The 16254-nt window shown below is 66.0% G+C and carries 17 protein-coding genes; 9 read left to right on the forward strand and 8 right to left on the reverse strand.

Annotated elements, in window-relative coordinates; translation table 11 throughout:
- The first annotated feature begins 5 nt into the window (after positions 1-5).
- From uvrB to NZ951_04130, 6 genes are all read left to right on the forward strand, one after another.
- Positions 6-2048 carry an excinuclease ABC subunit UvrB gene (gene uvrB / locus NZ951_04105; GenBank protein MCS7207104.1) on the forward strand — a complete coding sequence of 681 codons (2043 nt, stop codon included), beginning with the start codon at positions 6-8 and terminating at the stop codon, positions 2046-2048.
- Positions 2049-2122: 74 nt separating this feature from the next.
- Positions 2123-3085 carry a hypothetical protein gene (locus NZ951_04110; protein ID MCS7207105.1) on the forward strand — a complete coding sequence of 321 codons (963 nt, stop codon included), beginning with the start codon at positions 2123-2125 and terminating at the stop codon, positions 3083-3085.
- 85 nt (positions 3086-3170) lie between these two features.
- Entirely contained in the window at positions 3171-3503 is a 333-nt protein-coding gene (locus tag NZ951_04115; GenBank protein ID MCS7207106.1) for a metal-sulfur cluster assembly factor, read from the forward strand.
- Between the two features lie 64 nt (positions 3504-3567).
- A complete protein-coding gene (locus NZ951_04120; protein ID MCS7207107.1) occupies positions 3568-4398 on the forward strand; it encodes an Mrp/NBP35 family ATP-binding protein in 831 nt (276 codons plus the stop codon).
- Between the two features lie 9 nt (positions 4399-4407).
- On the forward strand, positions 4408-5424 hold the full coding sequence (locus tag NZ951_04125) for a TIGR03560 family F420-dependent LLM class oxidoreductase (protein ID MCS7207108.1): 1017 nt from the start codon (positions 4408-4410) through the stop codon (positions 5422-5424).
- Positions 5425-5773: 349 nt separating this feature from the next.
- Entirely contained in the window at positions 5774-6298 is a 525-nt protein-coding gene (locus NZ951_04130) for a DinB family protein (protein MCS7207109.1), read from the forward strand.
- Here NZ951_04130 and pheA read toward each other — a convergent pair.
- The 4 genes from pheA to NZ951_04150 are packed head-to-tail and all read right to left on the reverse strand — an operon-like array spanning position 6261 to position 8779.
- Positions 6261-7133 (reverse strand): prephenate dehydratase, encoded by an 873-nt coding sequence (pheA, locus tag NZ951_04135; protein MCS7207110.1) that lies wholly within the window; start codon positions 7131-7133, stop codon positions 6261-6263. The two genes, NZ951_04130 and pheA, sit on opposite strands and share 38 nt — an antisense overlap.
- A gap of 3 nt (positions 7134-7136) precedes the next feature.
- The gene (locus NZ951_04140; GenBank protein MCS7207111.1) at positions 7137-7799 is read right to left on the reverse strand and encodes a TrkA family potassium uptake protein; all 663 of its coding nucleotides are present in this window, start codon (positions 7797-7799) and stop codon (positions 7137-7139) included.
- Between the two features lie 15 nt (positions 7800-7814).
- On the reverse strand, positions 7815-8255 hold the full coding sequence (locus NZ951_04145; GenBank protein ID MCS7207112.1) for an NAD-binding protein: 441 nt from the start codon (positions 8253-8255) through the stop codon (positions 7815-7817).
- Entirely contained in the window at positions 8252-8779 is a 528-nt protein-coding gene (locus NZ951_04150; GenBank protein ID MCS7207113.1) for a universal stress protein, read from the reverse strand. The genes NZ951_04145 and NZ951_04150 overlap by 4 nt, the downstream gene beginning before the upstream one ends.
- Positions 8780-9024: 245 nt before the next feature.
- On the opposite strand from NZ951_04150, the gene acnA reads away from it, so the two are divergent.
- From acnA to NZ951_04165, 3 genes are all read left to right on the forward strand, one after another.
- Complete coding sequence (gene acnA / locus NZ951_04155; GenBank protein MCS7207114.1) at positions 9025-11721, forward strand: aconitate hydratase AcnA; 2697 nt, start codon at positions 9025-9027, stop codon at positions 11719-11721.
- A 106-nt stretch (positions 11722-11827) separates the two neighbouring features.
- On the forward strand, positions 11828-12592 hold the full coding sequence (locus tag NZ951_04160) for a dienelactone hydrolase family protein (GenBank protein MCS7207115.1): 765 nt from the start codon (positions 11828-11830) through the stop codon (positions 12590-12592).
- Positions 12593-12606: 14 nt separating this feature from the next.
- Complete coding sequence (locus NZ951_04165; protein ID MCS7207116.1) at positions 12607-12882, forward strand: hypothetical protein; 276 nt, start codon at positions 12607-12609, stop codon at positions 12880-12882.
- Positions 12883-12964: 82 nt separating this feature from the next.
- On the opposite strand, the gene tsaD is transcribed toward NZ951_04165, so the two are convergent.
- The 4 genes from tsaD to NZ951_04185 form a co-directional block, all read right to left on the reverse strand.
- Entirely contained in the window at positions 12965-14008 is a 1044-nt protein-coding gene (gene tsaD / locus NZ951_04170; GenBank protein MCS7207117.1) for a tRNA (adenosine(37)-N6)-threonylcarbamoyltransferase complex transferase subunit TsaD, read from the reverse strand.
- A gap of 4 nt (positions 14009-14012) precedes the next feature.
- Positions 14013-14591 carry a GNAT family N-acetyltransferase gene (locus NZ951_04175; GenBank protein ID MCS7207118.1) on the reverse strand — a complete coding sequence of 193 codons (579 nt, stop codon included), beginning with the start codon at positions 14589-14591 and terminating at the stop codon, positions 14013-14015.
- Complete coding sequence (locus NZ951_04180; protein MCS7207119.1) at positions 14588-15040, reverse strand: NUDIX hydrolase; 453 nt, start codon at positions 15038-15040, stop codon at positions 14588-14590. The genes NZ951_04175 and NZ951_04180 overlap by 4 nt, the downstream gene beginning before the upstream one ends.
- A gap of 151 nt (positions 15041-15191) precedes the next feature.
- The coding region (locus NZ951_04185) for an ABC transporter substrate-binding protein (GenBank protein MCS7207120.1) at positions 15192-16254 on the reverse strand (1063 nt) is incomplete at its 5' end.

The raw sequence follows: 16254 nt of genomic DNA on the forward strand, positions 1-16254 counted from the left end.
CCCCCATGCCCCCCTTCCAAGTGGTCGCCCCCTTCCAGCCCACGGGAGACCAGCCCCAGGCCATCCAGCGCCTGGCCGAGGGCTTGCGCAAGGGCCTGCGCTACCAGACCCTCCTGGGCGTTACCGGAAGCGGGAAGACCTTCACTATGGCCCATGTCATCGCCCAGGTGCAGCGCCCCGCCCTGGTCATCTGCCACAACAAGACCCTGGCCGCCCAACTGGCCACCGAGTTGAAGGAGTTCTTCCCCCACAACGCCGTAGAGTACTTCGTCTCCTACTACGACTATTACCAACCCGAGGCCTATGTCCCCGAGACGGATACCTATGTGGAGAAGGAGACGGACATCAACGAGGAGATCGACCGCCTGCGCCACGCTGCCACCCGCGCCCTCCTCACCCGACGGGATGTGATCATCGTGGCGTCTGTGTCGTGCATCTACGGCCTGGGCGCACCCGAGGAGTACTACTCCTTCGTGGCCAAGGTGCAGAAGGGCGAGCGCCGCTCCCTCCAGCGCCTGTTGCGCTCCCTGGTGGACATGCAGTATGAGCGCAACGATGTGGACTTCCGCCGGGGCACCTTCCGCGTGCGGGGGGATACCCTGGACATCTTCCCCGCCTACGAGGAACTGGCGGTGCGCATCTCCTTCTGGGGGGACGAGGTGGAGCGGATTCTCCACCTGGACCCCCTCACGGGCGAGGTGCTGGCCGACCTGGAGGAGATAGAAATCTTCCCCGCCAAGCACTTCGTCACAGGGCGGGAGAAACTCCTCCAAGCCATCAAGGGCATTGAGGCCGAACTGGAGGAGCGCCTGCGGGACCTGGAAGCTCAGGGCAAACTGTTGGAGGCCCAGCGCCTCAAACAGCGCACCCGCTTTGATATGGAGATGCTGGAGCAGGTGGGCTACTGCACCGGCGTGGAGAACTACTCCTGCCACCTGCAGGGGCGGCACCACCCTGTCCACGGCAAACTGGCCGTCGCCTGTGGCGCGCCCCCCTGGACACTCCTGGACTACTTCCCCGACGACTTCATCTGCTTCATAGACGAGTCCCATATGACGGTGCCCCAAATCCGGGGCATGTATGGGGGCGACATCGCCCGCAAGCAGACCCTGGTGGACTACGGTTTTCGCCTGCCCTCGGCTATGGACAACCGCCCCCTCTCCTTCCAGGAGTTCGAGGAGCGCCTCAACCAGGTGGTGTTTGTGTCTGCCACGCCCGGCCCCTACGAACTGGCCGTCAGCGAGCAGGTGGTGGAACAACTTATTCGCCCCACCGGCATCCTGGACCCCACTGTGGAGGTGCGCCCCACGGCCGGCCAGGTGGACGACCTCATTGGCGAAATTCGTCAGCGCGTGGAGCGGGGAGAGCGGGCGCTGGTGACCACCCTCACCCAGCGCATGGCCGAGGAACTGGCCGACTACCTTCAAGAGGTGGGCATCAAGGCCCACTACCTGCACGCCGAGGTGGAGACCCTGGAGCGCAGTGAAATCCTGCGCGACCTGCGCCTGGGCGTGTACGATGTGGTGGTGGGCATCAACCTCCTGCGGGAGGGGCTGGATCTGCCGGAGGTGAGCCTAGTGGCCATCCTAGACGCCGACAAGGAGGGCTACCTGCGCTCCGAAACGGCCCTCATCCAGACCATGGGGCGCGCCGCCCGCCACGAGCGGGGGCATGTGATTATGTATGCCGACACTATCACCGAGTCCATGCGGCGCGCCATAGAGGAGACCCAGCGCCGTCGGCGCATCCAGGAGGAGTACAACCGCCAGCACGGCATTGTGCCCACCTCCATCCGCAAGGCGGTGCGGGACATCACCGAACGGGTGCGCCAGGCGGCGGTGGCCGAGAGCAAGGCCCCCTATGTAGTGCACCGCCAGTCCCTCACCAAGGAGGAGACCGCCCGCCTCATCAAGGAACTGGAGCGCCAGATGAAGGAGGCAGCGCGCCGCTTGGAGTTTGAAAAGGCGGCGCTCCTGCGGGACCAGATTTACGACCTGCGCCGCCTACTGGACGACGCCGACCCGGTGCAACGGAAGGTGCGCACATGAACAAAGTCGTGTCGGTGCCCCCGCCACAAGATTTTGGAGGAACCTCCCTTCTTTGCCGAGGGTGGAGGGGAGCGGTGTGGCGCAGCGGAAGGCTGTTCCTATGGGTCGTGCCCCTCCTCTTGCTGCTGGGGGCGTGTCGGAGCGCCCCGCCCCCGGGCAACCCCGCCCTGCCCCCGGGTTTCGCCGACGCCCCCCTGCCCGACGCCCCCGTGGCGGCCTATGTGTACTTTGCCCAGCAGGAGCCCCTGCGCCTGCACCCGGGCGCTTTCGCCGCCGAAGCCCAAGATGAGGAGGCAGTGCGTCTGTCTTCCCTGGCGGCGTGGCTTGCCCCCGACGCCCAAACCTTCGGAGCCTCTGGCCTCTTCCCCAATCCTCAGGACGCCACTGCGGTGGAGGACATCTTGCGGGAGGTCCAACCCCCCATCTGGACGCTCCGTTCGGGGCAAAGGGTGTATCTGGTACGGGGGGAAGGCTCGGCCGCCGACGCCTTGCGCCAAGCCATCCAAAACGGTCGGCAGGTGCGCCTGCAGGACGCCTACCCCAAGGCGTGGGACGCCCTGCGCCGTCTGCCCGAAAAACCCCCCGGCACCCCTGTCGCGGCGGGCTTTGCCCTGACCACGCGGGAGTTTTTGGAGGCCCTGTCCCGGCGCACGGGGGGCGATGTGGGGGGCCTCCAACAGGCCCTGGGCACGGCGCGCATAGAGGTGGTCGCCTTTGCCCTGTATGTATCGCAGCCGTTGGCTCTAGACCGCCCCTTGCAAGGTGGCCCCCTGGCCTTCTTGGATCAGCACAAGGCCGTCGCCCTTGCGGTGGGGCGGGCGAGCGTGCCCGCTGTGGTCATCCGTGCGGCGTTGGGCGTTGTGGCGCGTCAAGCAGGCCTTCAGCCCCATACCGTAGAGGGACAGACGGTCTACGCCCTCCAACAGGACGGCATCCACATGCGTCTGCGGGCGCAGGGCAACATCTTCTACCTGGCAGCCGCCCCACGCCCCGAGGACGCCGACCGCGCCATCGCCTCCACCTTCCCGCCTAAATAGCAGGAAAGCGAGTCAGCTTCTCAACTATTGACGCCCGCCCAGGTATCCCCTACCATGGGCACCGAACGAGGGGAAAGGAGGCGCCATGCCCGAGCCGGCCGCCCAGCAGAAGCCCAAGGTTACCACCGAGCAGGTCATTGAAGCCCTTCGGGAGGTCTATGACCCCGAAATCCCCGTCAACATCTACGACCTGGGCCTGGTCTACGATGTGCAGGTGGACGAGCAGAACCGGGTGTATGTGGCCATGACCCTGACCTTCCCCGGCTGTGGCATGGGGCCCTATATCGCCCAGCAGGCCGAGTGGCGCATCGCCGAAATCGAGGGCGTGGAGGATGTGCAGGTGGAGTTGGTGTGGGACCCCCCCTGGACGCCCGAGATGATTCGCCCCGAGGGGAAGAAACTGCTGGGCCTCGAGTAGGCGTGATAGCGTCGTCGGCTGGTGAGGCGTCCCCCGCCCTGTGCGGCGTGGGGAGGAGGCCCCTGTGAGCACCACCCACACCCCAACCCCCCAAGAGCGCGCCCGCCTGGAGGCCATGAAGCGCCAGTTTGAACAGCGCAAACGCATGGCCCAGGCCTTCAAAGCCATCCGCTACAAGGTGGCCGTCTACAGCGGGAAGGGCGGGGTGGGCAAAACCACGGTGGCCGTGAACCTGGCGGTGGCCCTGGCCAATTTCTTCAACCAGCGGGCGGGCATCCTGGATGCCGATATTGACTGCCCCAATGTGGTCAAGGCCATGAAGGTGGATGAGAAGCCCACCTCCGACGGCACCCACCTCTTCCCCGCCGAGAAGTGGAAGGTGAAGGTGCTCTCCATGGGCTTCTTCCAAGAGAAGGAGGACGAGGCCATCATCTGGCGGGGGCCGATGATTCACAACGCCCTCACCCAATTCCTGGAGATGACCCAGTGGGGAGAACTGGACTACCTGATCATTGACCTGCCCCCGGGCACCTCCGATGCGCCCCTCACCATCATGCAGACCCTCCCCTCCCTGGACGGCTTCATCATTGTTACCACGCCCCAGGAACTGGCCCTGGTGGACGCCCTGCGCTCCATCAATATGGTGCGCCGCTTGAACCAGCGGGTTTTGGGGGTGGTGGAGAACTTCTCGGGGGAGGTGTTCGGCTCGGGCGGGGGCGAGGAGTTGGCCCAGCGTTTGGGCCTCCCCTTCCTGGGGCGGTTCGCTTTGCGCCCCGACTACAGGGACACCTCCAAGCCCACCGTCCTTCTGAGCAAGGCTGTGCGCCAGGAGTATGAGACCCTGGTACGCAACCTGCGCACCGTGTTGGAGGCCACCCCCTCCCCCGCCACATAGGGGACTGGCGTGGTGCGCTTCCGCTCCCGCTTCGGCATTCAGCAACCCTCCTTCGCCTGGGGTGTGCCCGCCGAGGGCATCTTCCCCGCTCTGATGACCCTCGCCCACACCGCCGACGCCTCGGGCTACGACTCCTTCTGGCTGATGGACCACTTCATCCAGATTCCCTTCGTCGCCCCGCCCGACACGCCCATGCCCGAGGCGTGGACGACCCTGGGGGCGCTGGCCTCCGTAACCCGTCAGGTGCGCTTGGGGACACTGGTGAGCGGGACGCCCTACCGCAACCCCGCCCTGCTGGCCAAGATGGGGGCCACCCTGGACTTGGTGAGCGGGGGAAGGCTGTTCATGGGCATCGGTGCCGGGTGGTATGAAACGGAGTTCCACGCCTACGGGTGGCCCTTTCCCCCGCGCTCGGAGCGGGCGCGCCGCCTGGCCGAGGCGGTGCAGGTGCTCCTGGCCCTGTGGACGCAGGAGCGGGCCACCTTCCAGGGGCGCTACTACCAGGTCAAGGACGCTCTGTGCGCACCCAAGCCTTTGCAGAGGCCCTTGCCCCCCCTCCTCATCGGCGGGGGAGGGGAGCAGGTAACTTTGCGCCTGGTGGCGCGCTACGCCACAGCGTGTAACCTGTTCGGCGACCCGCCCACCATCCGCCACAAACTGGGGGTGCTGGCCCGCCACTGTGAGGCCGTCGGGCGCGACCCGTCCACCGTGCTCAAGACCCGCCTGGGAGGCCTCCTCCTCGCCCCCACGGAGAGGGAGGTGGCCCGCCTCGCCCAGCGCCTGGGGCGAGCGGTGGACTTCACATCGTGGAACCCCCTTATGGGCACGCCCGCCCAGGTAACCGAACGGTGCGCCCGGTTGCTGGAGGCGGGGCTGGACTACCTCATCTTCTCCTTCCCCGATGCGCCGGCGGTGGAGGGGATGGTGCTGTTTGCGCAGGAGGTGGCCCCCGCCCTGGGATTGGACAAGCCCCTGGACCTGCCCTGGCCGCCACAGGGGGTTGCACTGCCCCCACCCACGCGGTAAGATAGCACTACCCTGCCTGGCACAAAATTAGACGGCTATCCTTGGGAATGGGGTGAGAGACTTCAGGCAGACTCTGCTTACACTCTGCATATGCTAGGGGCGCACAAGCCAGCGCTCACAGAAATCCCACAGTTTCAGGGGGCGATGGCTTTCCCCGAATCCCATAAAAAGAGTTGCGCGCTCACCATGAGGGCAAATGCGTCGCCACCTAGACGGGCAGGTGGTGGACAGTGCTGAGGACTTCTCCCGTCTGGCGGAGCGGGTCTAGCGGAGCTCTGGCGACGGGGATATCTTTATACCCAGGGTAACACGCGCCCAGGAAACCGTAACCCTTTACGAGGAGGCGCCCATGACCACCTTGCAAGCCTTCCTGGCCGAAAACCTGGCAAACCTGCACCGCAACCTCATCCAGGCCGTCCAGGGCCTTACCCCCGCGCAACTCCACTACAAGCCCGCCCCCCATGTCAACCACATCGCCTTTATTCTCTGGCACTATGTGCGCACCGAGGACAACTGCGTCCGTTTTGTGTTCCGCCGCATGCCCACCATCTGGATGGAGGGGGGCTGGGATAAGCGCTTCGGCCTGGACAGCAAATCCCAGGGCACCGGCTTCACCCCCCAGCAAGCCGAGCAGGTGCGCCTCCCCTCGGTGGACGAGTTCCTCGCCTATGCCCGCCTCGTCTTCCAGGAGACGGAGCAGTTCGTGGCCGGCCTCTCGGATGCTGACTTGGAGCGCAAGGTGTTGGTGCGGCCCCTGGGCGAGCATCCCCTCCGCTTCTTCTTGGGCACCACCTTCCTCACCCACGGCTACGGCCACCTGGGGGAGATCTGGTTCCTCAAGGGGATGCAGGGCCTGCCGGGGAGCCCTGTCTAGCCTGCGTCGGTCCCCGCCAGCGGGGGTACGACCCAAACACCCGCACCCACGCCGCCTGACGCCCCAGGTCGTCCAGGGCCGCCTTCACCTGGGGGCTCTCCCGATGCCCCTCCAAATCCAACAGGAAGATGTAACGCCCCAACACCTGCTTGGTGGGGCGGGATTCTATCTTGGCCAGGTTGATGCCCCGCGTGGCGAAAAACCCCAGGGCCTCGTGGAGCAGGCCGGGGCGATCCGTATCGTAGGTGAAGGCTAGGGAGGTCTTATCGTCCCCGGTGGGCGGGTGGTCGTGATGCGCCAGCACCACAAAGCGAGTGAAGTTATTGGGGTTGTCCTGGATCCCTTGGGCCAGCACCTCCACCGGGTACAGCGCCGCCGCCCGCGCTGGGGCAATAGCCCCCGCCGGCACACTGCTCTGCAAGGCCTGCTCCACCGCCGCCACTGTGGACAGGGCCGGCTCCCGCTTCACCTTGGGGAACAGGGACTCCAGATAGCGTCGGCATTGCCCCAAGGCCTGGGGGTGGGAGTAGATGACCTGAATGTCCGTGTGGCGGGTGCCGGGCTTGACCAGAAGGCAATGGCTAATGGCCAGCACCACCTCCCGCCAGATGCGCAGATGCGGCTCCTGAATGAGCAAGTCCAAAGTTTCGTTGACGGAGCCTTCCAGGCTGTTCTCAATGGGGACGATGCCCTCCTCGGCCATGCCGGTGAGCACCGCCGTGGCCACAGCGGGGATGGAGGGCACCGGCACCAAGTCGGCCGAGGCGTCATACAGCAGGGCTGCCTCCTCGCTAAAAGTGCCAGGAGGGCCTAAAAAGGCCAAGCGCTTGGGCATGGACTATCCCTCTCCGGCCAGGGCCTCCAGGAAGGCCTCGGCCTTGTCCTGGTGCACCACGGCGATGATGTGGTCGTAAGCCTCCACCACCGTGTGGGGGGTGACGGGCTTGGGGTGCCCCTCCCGGTTGACGATGGCCGCCACCACCGTGCCTGGGGGCAGATGCACCGCCCCCAGGGGACGGCCGGCGCTTCCCGCCTCGGCGGGCACCTCCACCGATATGACCTCCAGGCCCCCGCTCACCGGCATCACCTGGATGGTCAGGTGGGCGGGCACCTCCTTCTCAATCTCCGCCATCAGCAAGCGCGTGGCAGACACCGTATCGTCCACCCCCAGGATGTGGAACAACTCCTCGTTCTCGGGATTGTGCACCACCGCCAGAGTGCGTTTGGTATGCCACAGGTGCTTGGCCATTTGGCACACGGCCAGGTTCACCTCGTCGTCGCCGGTCGTGGCGATGACCAGGTCGGCCCGCTCCGCCCCCGCCTCGTGGAGCACCCCCGTGTCGGAGCCGTCGCCCAGGATGGCGATGTTCCCCAGGGCTTGCCTCAGGGCCTGCACTTTGGCGGGGTGTTTTTCAATCACCGCCACCTCGTGTTTGGCGTTCAGCAGCGCCTGGGCCAGGTGGAAGCCGATGCGCCCCCCTCCCACGATCACCACGTACATCGTCGCCTCCTCTCTCTATGAGGTTGGGGAACGGCGCGAGGGGGACCTGTCGGGAATCAAAGCCTCCCGCACCAAACCCACCACTACCTTGGTGGGGCTGACGGTTACGATGCCGTGAGCGCGGTAGATGTCCGTGCGGGCGGGGTCCTGCACTAAGCACACCACCTGGGGCACCTTGAAGATGTACTTGGCCTTCTGCGCCGCCAGGCCGTTGCGGTTGTCGTCGTCCGACACGGCGAGGAAGGCGTCCATCCCTTCAATACCCGCTGCGACCAGGTCGCTCGCCCGTGTCCCGTCCCCCAAGAAAGTGGTGCCCTCCTGCTCCCGCATCTCGGGGGGCAGGGCCAGGAAGCGCTGGGGGGCGGTGTCCATCACCCGCACCTGATGCCCCTCCCGCCACAGGGCAGAAGCCACCAACGCCCCGATACGCCCACACCCCATAATGAGCACCTTCATGAAGCGGGCCTCCGCGACGATACAGCACGAGGCAGGTCCGAGGGAGGCGAGGCCTCCTCCCTCTTAGGCTGGCGGAGCACCAGCACCGGACAGGGGGCATGTTCCAGCACGAAGAGGGTGGTGTGGCCCACGGAGAAGCCCCCATGCTCCTGCCGATAGGGAAGTTCCATGAGAATGAGGTCGACCCCCTGCTCCACCGCCTCCTTCACGATGGCGGGGCCGGCGTCCCGCGCCTGGAGGATATCGGCCTCCACCTCCACTCGGGCTCCCCGCAACAGGCTCTCCGCCTGTTGCAAAACCTGCTCCCCCCGGCGGGTCTCCTCGGGCAGTTCGGCATCCACGGGATAGCGCCGGGGCACCTCGATGATGTACACCAAAAACACCCGCGCCCCACTCTGGCGCGCCAGGGAGGAGGCCAGCAGGAAAAGGGGACTGTCTGCCCGTGCCTCCTTCACAGGCAAAAGGATACGGCGATAGGGAAGGCGTTCCTCAGGAATAGGCCACCTCTCTGTCCCGCTCCCCATGATACTATGCACCTCGGGGCGTCAGATTAGGGGTAGCGGCACCTTCGTGGGGAGCGACGGGGGGATGTGCCCTGGAGGACAGGGCCTAGGGTACCTTCAGGGGAAGGCGTCCGAGGATACCCCAGCACCTATCCCCGCCGGGCAGGCAACCCCAGCCGAGGGCACCCCCTTCCCCCTGTGGTTGCGTCCTGTCCCCACTTGTGCCACGATAGTAGGCGGACCTTTCCCCACGCTAAGGAGGTGGTATGGCCACACACCCTTCCCATCCGGCCCTGGGCATTCTCCCCACGCCCCAGGGGCCTGTGCAGTACTACCGCCTGGCCTACCTGGAAGAGCAGGGGTGGACGCGCCTGGAGCGTCTGCCCTTCTCCATTCGTGTCCTTTTGGAGAGCCTTGTGCGCCTGCACCTGACCCAACCGGAACTGTGCAGTCAGGACGACCTGGCCCAGGCTGCCCGTTGGGATGCGGCCCGCCCCTCCGGGCGGGACATCCCCTTCCTCCCCGCCCGAGTGCTGATGCAGGACTTTACAGGGGTGCCCGCCGTGGTGGACCTGGCCGCCATGCGTGCGGCTATGGCCCGCAAGGGGGGCGATCCCAAACGCATCAACCCCCTCCTGCCCGTGGACCTGGTCATTGACCACTCCGTTCAGGTGGACATATTCGCTCACCCCGAGGCCTTCGCCTTCAATGTGGAGCGGGAGTATGAGCGCAACCGGGAGCGCTACGCCTTTCTGCGGTGGGCCCAGCAGGCTTTCCAAAACTTCCGCGTGGTGCCCCCCGGCACGGGCATCTGCCACCAGGTCAACCTGGAATACCTCTCCAGCGTGGTCGCCCTGCGCCCCGTCCAAGGCCGTCCCACCGCCCTCCCGGACACGGTGCTGGGCACCGACTCCCACACCACTATGGTCAACGGCCTGGGCGTGCTGGGCTGGGGTGTGGGGGGCATAGAGGCCGAGGCGGTGATGTTGGGCCAGCCCTACTTCATGCTCATGCCCCCCGTCGTGGGGGTAAAACTGCTAGGGCGTCTGCCCCAGGGGGCCACGGCCACCGACCTGGTCCTCACCGTTACCGAACTGCTCCGCAAGAAGGGGGTGGTGGACAAGTTCGTGGAGTTCTTCGGCCCCGGCCTGGATGCCCTCACCGTGGAGGACCGCGCCACCATCGCCAACATGTCCCCCGAATATGGGGCCACCTGCGGCTTCTTCCCCGTGGATGCTATGACCCTGCGCTACCTACGGGGCACAGGGCGGGACGAGGCCCAGATAGCCCTGGTGGAGCGCTACTGCCGCGCCCAGGGCCTGTTCCGCGACGCCTCTACCCCCGACCCGGTGTACAGCGAGACCCTTACCCTGGACCTCTCCCAGGTGGTGCCCAGCCTGGCCGGCCCCAGCCGGCCTCAGGACCGCATCCCCCTCACCGAGGTGAAGCGCACCTTCCACATCGCCCTGGAGAAGACCTACAAAAAGCCCGCTCCCGCCAGCGTCCCCGTGCGTCTCAACGGGCATCAGGTCAACCTTTCCCACGGGAGCGTGGTCATCGCCGCCATCACCAGTTGCACCAACACCTCTAACCCTTCGGTGATGGTGGGGGCGGGGCTGTTGGCCAAGAAGGCCGTGGAGCGGGGTTTGAGGCGCCAGCCGTGGGTGAAGACCAGTATGGCCCCAGGCTCCCGCGTGGTAACCGACTACCTGGAGCGGGCGGGGCTTCTGCCCTATCTGGAGGCTTTGGGCTTCCATGTGGTGGGGTATGGGTGCACCACCTGCATTGGCAACAGTGGCCCCCTGCCCGACCCCATCGCCCACGCGATTACCGCCCACGACCTTGTGGTTGCAGCGGTGCTCAGCGGCAACCGCAACTTCGAGGCGCGCATCCACCCCCAGGTGCGGGCCAACTTCCTGGCCTCTCCCATGCTGGTGGTGGCCTACGCCCTGGTGGGGCGCATGGATGTGGACCTCACCCGCGAGCCTCTGGGCCACGACACCCAGGGACGCCCCGTGTTCCTGCAGGACATCTGGCCCTCTCCCGAGGAGATTGCCCACACGGTGGCCAGCGCCCTCTCCCCTGAGGCCTTTCGCCAGCGCTACAGCCAGGTCTTTGAAGGCGACCATCGCTGGAAGGGCCTGCCCGTCCCCGCCGGCGACCTGTACGCCTGGGATGCCACCTCCACCTATATTCAAGAGGCCCCCTTCTTCTTGGACTTGCCCACCGACCCGCCCCCCCTGCGCGACATCCGCAATGCCCGCGTGCTGGTGATGCTGGGGGATTCCATCACCACCGACCACATCTCTCCGGCGGGGAGCATCTCCCCCAAAAGCCCGGCGGGGCAGTATCTCATCAGCAAGGGGGTGCCCCCCGCCGAGTTCAACACCTTCGGGGCACGGCGGGGCAACCACGAGGTCATGGTGCGGGGCACCTTCGGCAACATCCGCCTGAAGAACCTGCTGGTGCCCGGCACCGAAGGGGATTGGACGGTGCACTTCCCCTCGGGCCAGCAGATGCGCATCTTTGAGGCGTCCCAGCGCTACCAGAAGGAGGGGGTGCCCCTGCTGGTGCTCGCCGGCAAAGAATACGGCTCAGGCAGTTCGCGGGACTGGGCAGCCAAGGGGCCAGCCCTGCTGGGCATCAAGGCCGTCATCGCCGAAAGTTATGAGCGCATCCACCGCAGTAACCTGGTGGGGATGGGCATCCTGCCCCTCCAGTTCCGCCCGGGGGAGAGCGCCCAGACCCTGGGCCTCACGGGCACGGAGGTGTACCACATCCTGGGCCTGTCCGACGCCCTGCGCCCCCACCAAGAACTGACCGTGCGCGTCCAGAAGGACGGCCAAGAGCGCACCTTCACCGTCATCGCCCGTGTGGACACCCCCGTGGAGGTGGGCTACCTGCGTCACGGGGGGGTGCTGAACATGGTGCTCCGCCGCCTCCTGAAGGAGGACAAGGGGTAGAGACACCCCCGATTCCCTCCACGGGGGAGGCTGAGGCACGGGTGAAGCCCTCCCCACGGGCGCTATAATAGGCCACGAGCAGAAACGCACAAGGGGGACATAGCACATGTGGAACCAGTGGCGCACCGACGCCTATGAAGGGATGCTGGCCGAAGTCATCACCTACAGGGGCTATAAGGGCGACCTGATCAACGCCTACTTCACCCGCCCCTTGGGGCCGGGGCCATATCCTGGCATCGTGTTGGTGCACCACCTCCCTGGCTGGGACGAGTTCTACCGGGAGACGGCCCGGCGCTTCACCAGCCACGGCTATATCGTGATCTGCCCCAACCTCTACTACCGCTTCGGACACGGCACCCCCGAGGAGGTGGCGGCGCGGGTACGGGCGGCGGGAGGTGTTCCTGATGACTCGGTGGTGGGGGATTGCGAGGCGGCCCTGCACTTCCTGCGCTCCCTGCCCTACTGCAACGGCAAGGTGGGCATCATCGGCACCTGCTCGGGGGGGCGCCACGCCTTCCTGGTGGCGTGTCGGGTGCAGGGCTTCAGCGCCGCCGTGGACTGCTGGGGCGGGCGGGTGGTCATGGCCCCCCACGAGTTGACTCCCGCCCAGCCCGTTGCCCCCATTGACTATACGAAAGACCTCTCCTGCCCCCTCCTGGGGCTATTCGGCAACGAGGACCAGGCGCCCTCCCCTGCCCAGGTCAACCAGCACGAGGAGGCCCTCAAGCGCTACGGGAAGACCTACGAGTTCTACCGCTACGATGGGGCTGGGCACGGCTTCTGGTATTACGACCGCCCCGCCTATCGCCCCCAGCAGGCCATGGACGCCTGGCAGAAGACCTTCGCCTTCTTCCGCAAGTATCTGTGGTAAGGGGGCGTGGGGCGATGCCCTCCCTGCAATACCTGATTGACAGCATGTGCGCCAACTTCACCGCCTCTGCCATGTATGCCCTGGTGCGGGAGGCGGTGGCCGACGGCCCCCGCACCCTGGGCGACCTGGCCCGTCGGGTGGCGGAGCGGGACCCCTCCCTGGACGTGGGGAGCGCCCGTATGCTGGCGGAGGCGGCGGTGCAGGTGCTGGCGGAGCGGGGGGAGGTGCACCTGCAGGGGGAGTGGGTGGAACGCGCTGCAGCCCCTTCCCTTGCTCCGCACAGGGGATAGCCCCACGGCTTGAGGGTACCGTCTGGTGGCGTAGGGAAGTCCACCGGGTGTGCGCCTGTGCAGTGGGCACGAAGGCGGAGCCTTACCCCACCCGCAGGGAGGGGTCGGCATCCAAGTTCCAGGGGTGGCGCTCCCCGCGACGCAGACGGTAATAGGCCGCCGCCGCAATCATGGCCCCGTTGTCGGTGCACAGGGACGGGCGGGGAATCAGCACGGGGACAGGGCTGCGCTCCCGCATGCGCTGGCGCAGAAGGGCGTTGGCCGCCACCCCTCCGCCCAGCAGGATGCCCCGCACCTGAGTGGAACGCACCGCCTCCAGGGTCTTCTCCACCAAGGCCTCCACCACCGCCTCCTGGAAGCCGGCGGCCAGATCAGCCACCTTTTGCTGGCGCTGGGGGCCGGTAAGGGGGGCAGGCATCCCCTCTTGGGCGGGGTAGACCCCCGCCGCCTGGGCACGGCGCACCAGGGCCGTCTTCAACCCGCTGAAACTGAACTCCAACCCCTCCTTCAGCACCACGCGGGGCAGGGGTTCGGGGGCCTGGGCCTTTTGCGCCTCCCGCTGGATTTCCGGCCCGCCCGGAAAGCCCAATCCCAACACCCGCGCCGCCTTGTCAAAGGCCTCCCCGGCGGCGTCGTCCCGCGTGCGCCCCAGGAGGGTGTAGTCGCCGTGCCCGCGCATCACCACCAGGTCGGTATGCCCCCCCGACACCAGCAGGCACAGCAAGGGGAAGCCCGGCTCCCGTTCCGGGTGCAGGTCTGGCTCCAGCCACCCGGCGTAGATATGCCCCTCCAGGTGATTGATGCCGATAAGGGGTTTGTTCAGGGCCATGGCCAGGCCCTTGGCGAAGTTCACCCCTACCACCAGCGCCCCCACCAACCCAGGGCCATAGGTTACGGCAATGGCATCCACATCGGCGAGGGTGGCCTTGGCTGTCTGCAAGGCGCGCTGGAGCGTGGGCACCAAGGCCAGCACGTGCTGACGAGAGGCCACCTCGGGCACCACCCCCCCATAGCGGGCGTGCAGCTCCACCTGGGAGGCGATGGTGTTGGCGTGGAGGGTGCGCCCCTCGCTCACCAGCCCGATACCCGTTTCGTCGCAGGAGGTCTCAATACCGAGGATCAGCATAGGCTTACCCCTGGGGTGGGGTCGAAGGCACTTGCTGGGCCTGCTCCTCGCGCTGGAGGCGGAGCCAGTGCTCCCGGCTGATTTCCATGCGCAGGAACACCTGGCCGTTACGGCGCACGGTGCGCACCGGCACGAAACCCGCCTTGGCAAAACTGCGCTGAGCCCGCACATTCCACTCTAGGGTGTGGAGGTAAATTCGTTGGAGGGTGGTCTCGGTGAAGATCATGGCCAGGAGGGTCTTGACGGCGTCGGTGCCGTAGCCACGGTTCCAGTACTCCTTCTCGCCGATCATGATGCCCAGTTCGGCCTCACCTGTGGTGTAGTCAATGTCGTAGTACATGCAGTTGCCGATGTGCTTGCCGTCCAGGGTATCAATGGCGAAGCGGCGGGACCAGGGGTAGGGATAGCGCAGTTCCTCCTCGTAGAGGCGCAGGAAATCCTGGAAGGGCATGCGCAACGGAGGGGCGGCATCCAGACGGGCCAGTTCCTCGTCGCTACGCCAACGGTAGTCGTCGGCGGCATCGGCCAGGCTTTTCTCCCGCAGGATGACCTTCTGCCCCTTCCACACCTTGCTGGTCTTCACGGCTCCCCCTCCCGCAGGGCGCGGGCGGCGGCCTCTACCGTCTTCTGCTCGTTTTTATAGGACATCACCTTTAGCGCCTCCTCCACGGGGAACCAGCGCACCTCGTCGTACTCCTGGTCGTGGAGGGCCACATCGCCTCCCACAGCCCGCATGAGGTAGAAGTGGACGGTCTTGTGGCAGCGGACCTTGTCGGTAGGGCGGATGAACCAGTACTCAATCTTCCCCAGGGGACGCTCCAGGACGACCTGAAGGCCCGTCTCCTCGGCGGTCTCCCGCAGGGCGGCGTCGGGGAGGCTTTCGCCGGGGTTGGGAGTGCCCTTGGGGAGGCCCCACCCCGCCTTGCCCCCCCGCTCCCTCCAGCCACACAGGACAATTTCTATCTGCCCATCCCGTCGGCGGTAGACCACCCCTCCCGCCGACACCAGATGTTCCACCTGCCGCTGTGCCAAGGTGCCGCCCTGCCGGTGGTGTGCTACCCCTCATGCTAGGCATCCCCCAGGGGAGCGTCAAGCCGAGTGCAGGGGTGATAGAACCTTTGACCGCACCCAAAACAAGAGGGGGCGGAGGAATCCTCCGCCCCCTCTGCACGCTGCAAGTGGGCTACTGGGCGAGCCAGGCATACATATACATCTTGCCCACCCCGTAGGAGCCGAGAATCTTGAACACCATCCCCCGCAGGCTGGGCTGCCAGGCCGTCCTAATAATGGGTGCGGGCAGGTAGACGTAGTAGGCCTTGTCGGCCAGGTATTCCTGAATCTTGTAGACCGTCTCCAGGCGCTTCTTGGGATCCATCTCCATTCGCTGCTGCTCCAACAGGGGGTTCAGCGCTGGGTCATTCACGCTACTGCGGTTGCCCGCCTGGCCGGGGTAGAAGTGGGCGTAGAGGAAGTAGTCAGGCTCGGCGTAGGGCGTCACGGGGCCAATGGCAGCATCGTCAAAGCGCCCCAGGTAGGTGGTGGAGATGTAGAGACCATACTCCTGCGGGCGCAGTTCCGCCCGAATCCCCACCCGCGTCAGGTTGTCGGCAGCCAACTGATACCGCGAATCCCACAGCGCCCCATAGAAGACGGCAGCATAGCGCAGGGAGGTAGAGAGGCCGTTGGGATAGCCCGCCTCGGCCAGGAGTTTCCGGGCCAAGTCGGGGTCGTAGCCAATGAGTATCTTGGCCTTCTCAGGAGGATACTTCTCTATAGGCAGCTGCCACGCCTCATAGGCGCAGGGGATGGGGCCGTGATAGAGGCACCCCTCACCATAATGAAGGGTGTCTATCCACGCCTGACGGTGAATGGCCAGAGAGACGGCCTGGCGCACCCGCACATCGTTGAACGGCGGCTTGGTGGTGTTGAAGTAGATGGTGTTGAGTGTCAAAGACTTATACCCTGTGCCCAAGACTAGGTCAGGGCGCGTGCGCTGCAACTGGAAGTACTCGGCGTCCTCTATGGTAGGCACCCAGTTGGCCTGATGCACCCGCCCCGTCCGCAACAGCGCCACACGCGTGCTGTAGTCAGCGGCGATCTCTACCCGCACCTCGTCCACATAGGGCAGGCCCCTCCGCCAGTAGTCCGGGTTCTTCTTGAAGATATACTGCACGCCCCGCGTGTAGGAGGTGAGTATAAAGGGACCTGTGCCTATGCTCGCCTCCACACTGTTGTAGTCCCGATAT

The sequence above is a fragment of the Dehalococcoidia bacterium genome (genome assembly GCA_025060295.1).
GTDB lineage: Bacteria > Chloroflexota > Dehalococcoidia > Lucifugimonadales > HRBIN23 > HRBIN23.